Source organism: Chloroflexus sp. (genome assembly GCF_034432675.1).
Classification (GTDB): Bacteria; Chloroflexota; Chloroflexia; order Chloroflexales; family Chloroflexaceae; genus Chloroflexus.
This window is the reverse complement of the sequence record NZ_DAOUBI010000036.1, coordinates 1-6,078: the sequence shown is the minus strand read 5'-3', so window position 1 is coordinate 6,078 and position 6,078 is coordinate 1. Positions and strand designations below refer to the sequence as shown.

At 57.6% G+C, this 6,078-nt stretch carries 3 protein-coding genes, 1 tRNA gene and 1 pseudogene; 3 read left to right on the top strand and 2 right to left on the bottom strand.

Translation table 11 applies throughout. The annotated features are described in order from the left end of the window. Positions 1–108: pseudogene (locus VAE55_RS03120) on the bottom strand (Uma2 family endonuclease); the annotation flags it as partial. 973 nt (positions 109–1,081) lie between these two features. Between VAE55_RS03120 and VAE55_RS03115 the strand changes: the two are divergent. The 3 genes from VAE55_RS03115 (at position 1,082) to fahA (ending at position 5,098) form a co-directional block, all read left to right on the top strand. After that, a tRNA-Arg gene (locus tag VAE55_RS03115) sits at positions 1,082–1,157 on the top strand. Positions 1,158–1,233: 76 nt separating this feature from the next. After that, on the top strand, positions 1,234–2,400 hold the full coding sequence (locus VAE55_RS03110) for a homogentisate 1,2-dioxygenase (RefSeq protein WP_322814356.1): 1,167 nt from the start codon (positions 1,234–1,236) through the stop codon (positions 2,398–2,400). A 1,453-nt stretch (positions 2,401–3,853) separates the two neighbouring features. Further along, a complete protein-coding gene (fahA, locus tag VAE55_RS03105) occupies positions 3,854–5,098 on the top strand; it encodes a fumarylacetoacetase (protein ID WP_322814355.1) in 1,245 nt (414 codons plus the stop codon). On the opposite strand, the gene VAE55_RS03100 is transcribed toward fahA, so the two are convergent. After that, complete coding sequence (locus tag VAE55_RS03100; RefSeq protein WP_322814354.1) at positions 5,095–5,880, bottom strand: APH(3') family aminoglycoside O-phosphotransferase; 786 nt, start codon at positions 5,878–5,880, stop codon at positions 5,095–5,097. The two genes, fahA and VAE55_RS03100, sit on opposite strands and share 4 nt — an antisense overlap. Positions 5,881–6,078: the final 198 nt, after the last annotated feature.

Genomic DNA, 6,078 nt, shown 5'->3' with positions numbered 1-6,078 from the left:
CCCCTGAATGGTGACGATTGCCCGGAATTGTTTCGTATTGTCAGCCATCGGCATGCCGTCACTATCGGGGTAGACAATGGCAGGCACAGCAACCGGCTGCTCGATCATCATCCATCTCCTTGTATCGAACACTTGTACGACAATTATACAGGTATTTTTGGTGCTTGTCCAGTATCAGCGACACCGGAAACTATCATTCATTACAGACGTGATCGTGACGAGCGCACACGGCATCCCTGTAAGGGTAAATGGCGTGACACGCGCCTGGCAAGCAGCACGGCTGTGCGGTAGTGTGGTTGCCGCACGCCAAATGACGCGATACGCACATGACAGACGTGCAATGCAACCAAATCCAGCGTATGCTTGCACAACCAGAGCTGCTCTCTTCCCTGCCAACGGGCTGGGTGTCAGAGGGCTGACGCTTCGCCTAACGTTGTAAACATACACCCACTGGTGAATACGACGTTCCCGCAGTTCCCTTTTTGATGTGGTAACAGTGTAGCTGTTTCTACCTGGCAACACATTGCGTCACAAGGCTTACAGGCAGGCTTCCCGACCACTACCAGCAATTATCATGCCTGCTTCGTCCAAGTCCCCCTGCAATGGACTGTCGCATTCCAGCAGGTCTTGTGTAAGAAACAACTTCGCTACCCACCATGAGCATCGTGTTCGGGGTACGATGAGTGCCTCACAGAGGGTGTACTGTCCGGCAGCACGACCTTCGATCTGGATGCAGATGATCCCGGCTCCAGGCTGCCATACCGATCATGAAACTAACCCAAGTTGCCATTTATACTGTGAGTATGCCACGGAGGCTGACTGCAAGGATGAACAGCTTAGCGTTGCATTCAGTACCGTGTGGCAAAACCGCATGTAATGAAGAGGGTGCAGTCGGTTCCCATGGACGTACTACGTCACGTCTCACGGTAGCAATCCGGGTTATCCACATCCTCTGTGGCCTCTGTGTCTCTGTGGTGACAAAGGTGGCAACCTGGGTTCAACTACGGTACGCGGGGTATTCTCTCGCCATCCCACCAACGTTGCACAACTACGCCAGCTATGCTACACTAATAGGGCCGATGGCCCGGTAGCTCAATGGATAGAGCAACGGTCTTCGGAACCGTTGGTTGGGGGTTCGAGTCCCTCCCGGGTCGCCAAATCGCCCGGCGCCACGAGCGTCGGGCGTGTATCTCTAGCAGCCAGAACGACACTCGCGGCACAAGGAGGTGTGCGATGCCGTTTTATCAGCGTCTCGGTCAGGTCCCTCACAAGCGCCATACCCAGTTCCGTAAGCCCGATGGCAAACTTTACCGCGAAGAGGTAATGGGACTGGAAGGGTTCCACGGAATTCAATCAATCCTCTACCACCACTTTCTACCCCCACGGGTGCTCCGCACCGAGTTAATCGGTTCAGCTAAACCAACGTATGTCGATTTCGGCCCGATTCGTCACCGTGCCTTCGCCACCGCGAATGTGCCTGCCGGCGGTGATGCAGTGAGCGCCCGCGTCACCCTGCTCGGTAATAATGATGTGACGATTGGGATTAGCCGGCCAACGGAAAGCATGACCTTTTTCTACCGCAACGCTCAGGCGTATGAGGTCTGGTTTACGCACGAAGGCAGCGGTGAATTGCTCTCGCAATTTGGCCGCTTGCCCTTCAGCGCCGGTGACTACCTGGTCATTCCCTTCGGCACTACCTGGCAAATGTGGCTGAATGAGCCGGCACGGTTCCTGGTGATTGAGTCGGCCAGCCAGATTGCCCCACCCAAACGCTACCGCAATCAGTTTGGGCAACTGCTCGAGCACGCCCCCTACTGCGAGCGCGACATCCGTGGCCCAAGTGAATTGCTCACGTTTACCGACACCGGTGAGTTTGAGGTGCGGATCAAGGTGCGTGATCAGCTTACCCGGCATATTCTTGATCATCACCCCTTCGATGTGGTCGGCTGGGATGGCTATCTCTATCCCTGGACTTTTTCGATTCACGATTTTGAGCCGATTACCGGACGGATTCACCAGCCACCACCGGTACATCAGACGTTTGAAGGGCACAATTTTGTCGTCTGTTCGTTTGTACCGCGATTGTTCGATTATCACCCGGAAGCAATTCCAGCGCCGTACAATCACTCAAACGTGAATTCCGATGAGGTGATCTATTACTGTGACGGCAACTTTATGTCACGTCGTGGTATCGAGCGCTGCGATATTACGTTGCACCCCGCCGGTCTGCCCCATGGCCCTCAACCGGGCAGCACCGAAGCCAGTATCGGCGCGAAAGAGACTCACGAGCTGGCGGTGATGATTGATACGTTCCATCCACTGCACCTGACCGCAGCCGCACTGGAGCTGGAGAAGGCCGGGTATATGGATTCGTGGAGTGTTGGCGGGCCGGAGGGCTAGGCTGTACCACGCGCAGATCATCGGTACACAGCACACCGTTACGTCTATCTGGTGATCTGGCAGTCTATCGGGTACTGGTGTGCAATCGTATGACTGCCCGGTATCTTTAACCGGCAGCCTGATCGCTGCCGGACGTGAACGGGAGTGACCAGGTTTGTGGCACAGGTTGGTGGGCGCGTCAGCATGGCTGCTGCGCTCCAGACCGGCGAGACGTGTATTCTGGGCGCAGGAAGCAGTTGTATTCCATCTCGCTAGTGGAACATCGCAGATGCACTGATTGATACACGTGCCGTCATGTTCAGGGGTAGCACCGGTGTCATCGGTAGTGCGCGGGCGATGGTTCCAAAAGCACGATCACAAGCAAAACGACAGCAAGAAGTAGCACCGGTGTCATCGGTAGTGCGCGGGCGATGGTGGTGCCGCATCTGGCAGTGCGTTGCGACCCGCCCCCTCCCTTACCCGATGTATGGGATCAACCATGCGCTATCTTGAGCAACATGCCAGAGATCAGTCGTACCGTGAGCTGTGCGCATCATGGGCGGAACTCAGCATCATGGCGGCAAGGAATGTCGTGCCGGAGCGTGGGGCAGGGTGCGCGAACGTCTGCCATCACGCAGTGCTATCATGCGCCTGTCGTACAGGCGCATGACCACGTGCCAGTACGTGCTGGGTGGATTGCCTGACCCGCTCGTCATGCACGTGTCGCGCAGTTTGCGGCAGCCATGCTGTCGCAGCAGCCGTACACACGATCCGGTGCGTGGCCCATCGTTACCCATCCTGGTCACGTGAATGCTGGACGTGCTCGTTTCGATCATCGAGTCGGTCAGGCATGGATGAGCTACCTGCGCGTAGACGTTGTGTTGCAATAGGTTCTCACCTGCACACCAGCGGCCACGCACTTGTGTTTCGTATTAAGAAAAGAGAACGGAGGCGTTGCAATAGGTTCTCGCCTGCACACCAGCGGCCACGGCCAGCACCTGCCGGCGGTGGAGAGGATGCCCGCACGCGGGCTGGAAGCCCGTGCCATAGGAACGGTCTCGCTGTAGTCCTGATCATGCAGCAGAACGCTGCGGAGCGTGTGACCGCATTGAGTGGGTGACGAAAGATGCGTCGTGTCGCACGAGGCGCTCTGCGGTGTCATACCGGCTGCTGGGTGAGGAAGCCGGTAGCACCGGTGCCGGATAGCTTCTGCTGGCGTGTGCCAGGGCAGATGGTGAGCGCACCGGAGGTGAGCGCTCCCAGGGCATACTGACGCGCCTCCGCCGGGCACGGGTAGCACTGGTGCCGGATGACTCCCGCTGGCGCGGGCTGGGGCAGGCGGTGAGCACGCCTCCGGCGTGCGCTCCCAGGGGCTAGCGGTACGTGTCAACCACGATGGAGCGCTACAGGGCGTAGTGTGTAAAGTAAGATAGATATTGAGCCAAGACGTTTAACCAGATTTGATGTGAACCCTATGCCACTCATCAGTTTTGTGCCGGTCGCGCCTGATAGCGACTTTCCACTGGAAAACTTACCCTACGGGGTCTTTCGGCCCCACGCCAGTGGCCCGGCCCGTATCGGTGTCGCCATTGGCGAGTATGTCCTTGATCTTGCTGTTATTGATGAGGCCGGGCTACTATCAGCGACCCCGGTTGGCGGTCGTGGCCTGTTTGCCCAAGATTCGTTGAATGCGTTTATGGCTGCCGGCCCGGCAGCGTGGCAGGCAGTACGGTCGGTGCTGCAACGCCTGCTCGCCGCCGATGAACCAACGCTCCGCGACAATCAGGTTCTGCGCGACGCTGCGCTTCTGCCACAACACGCTGTTGACCTGCTGCTACCGGCCCACATCGGCGATTACACCGACTTCTATTCGTCGCTGTACCACGCCAGCAACGTCGGCAAGATGTTGCGTCCCGACAGTCCACCTCTCTTTCCAAACTGGCGCCACCTGCCGGTTGCCTACCATGGACGGGCGAGTACCGTTGTGGTGAGCGGCACACCAATCTATCGTCCACATGGCCAGACCAAACCGGCTGATAGCCCGGCACCAGTCTATGGGCCAACGCGAGCACTCGATTTTGAGCTAGAGCTGGGTATGTTCATTGGGCCGGGCAACGATCTGGGCAGTCCAATTCCCATTGTCCAGGCTGAAGACCATATCTTCGGCTTTGTGCTGGTCAACGACTGGAGTGCTCGCGATATTCAGGGGTGGGAATACCAACCGCTCGGCCCATTCCTGGCCAAAAACTTCGCCACCTCAATCAGCCCCTGGGTAGTGCCACTGGCGACGCTGGAACCATTCCGTTGTCAGGGCGAACCGCAAGACCCACCACCACTGCCGTATCTGCAACCCGTGCGACCCGGCCATTTTGCCATCACCCTAGAAGTCTGGCTGAACGACACCCGCATTTGTCAAAGCGACAGCCGTTATCTCTACTGGAGCTGTGCGCAACAAATTGCCCACCACACGGTAAACGGCTGCCGCCTGCGACCGGGAGACCTGCTGGCCTCTGGCACGATCAGCGGGCCGGACAAACACACTCGCGGTTGCCTGCTCGAACTCACCTGGCGCGGTAGCGAGCCATTGACCCTGCGCGATGGCTCGCAACGAAGATGGCTCGAAGACGGTGATACCGTCACAATGCGCGGATGGGCACAGGGTGACGGCTATCGCATCGGCTTTGGTGCGGTCAGCGGTACGATCCGTGGAGCCACTTAGAATAATTCGTCCAGCATGCGGTAATACGCGATTTTACCGGCATCAACCTGCTCAAGGCCATAACACGCAAAAAAGTACTGCTCGTACTGGGGGCCTAGATGATAATGAATACTCCGCGAGGCAATCGCCAGATCGTTGTAACGGTCGGCGACACCCGCCCGTCCCCAGTCAATAAAGCCACCGATCATACCGTCGCACACAATAATATTCGGCAGACAGTAATCGCCATGGGTGAACACCAGATCATCTGTCGCCGGGCGCTCGCGTTCCAGAGCAGCCAGAATATCTTGAGCGGTCGTGCTACCAAGCCGCTCCGGATCAAAATCGGTCTCATCAACCAGACCGTTCAACACATTGGCACGTGCCTGCATCAACCGCAACTCAAGACCGGCATCGAACGGGCAGGTAGCAGGATCGAGCGCGTGGATCATGCGCAGACCACTCGCCATTAGCTCAACCAGCGCTTCCGCTCGCAGCGTCGCCATCGCCCTGACCCCATTCTGACCGGCCACCTCGCTCGAAACCAGATATTCATACCGGTCATCGGCCACATACACCAGCACCTCCGGCACCGGCAGTTTACCCTGCAACCAATCGAGGATACGGGCTTCCACGTGCAGCGACAGCGTATCGGCAAGCGACTGCATCTTCAGGTACATACAACGACTATCCTGCTCGATACGATAGACCTGCGCCGCTGAACAACCATCTGTCATCAGTTCAACACTGCTACCCTGCAAGAGCCGCTGAACAGCTATGGGAAGTTCGTGACTGCGCAACATACAACCTCATTCCTGTCAGACCATCTGAAACAGACATTGGCCGATCCTGCATCCAGGCGACTCGTCACTCCCCGCCTATCCCGACCCTCTGGCAGCTTATCGCCGGCCATCCCTCTCCAGAGAGTTTTATGTCAATGTCGAAGAGTCGATGCGATTGACTGACATCCCCACCCCAACCCGCCCCCGCTGGGAGCGGGA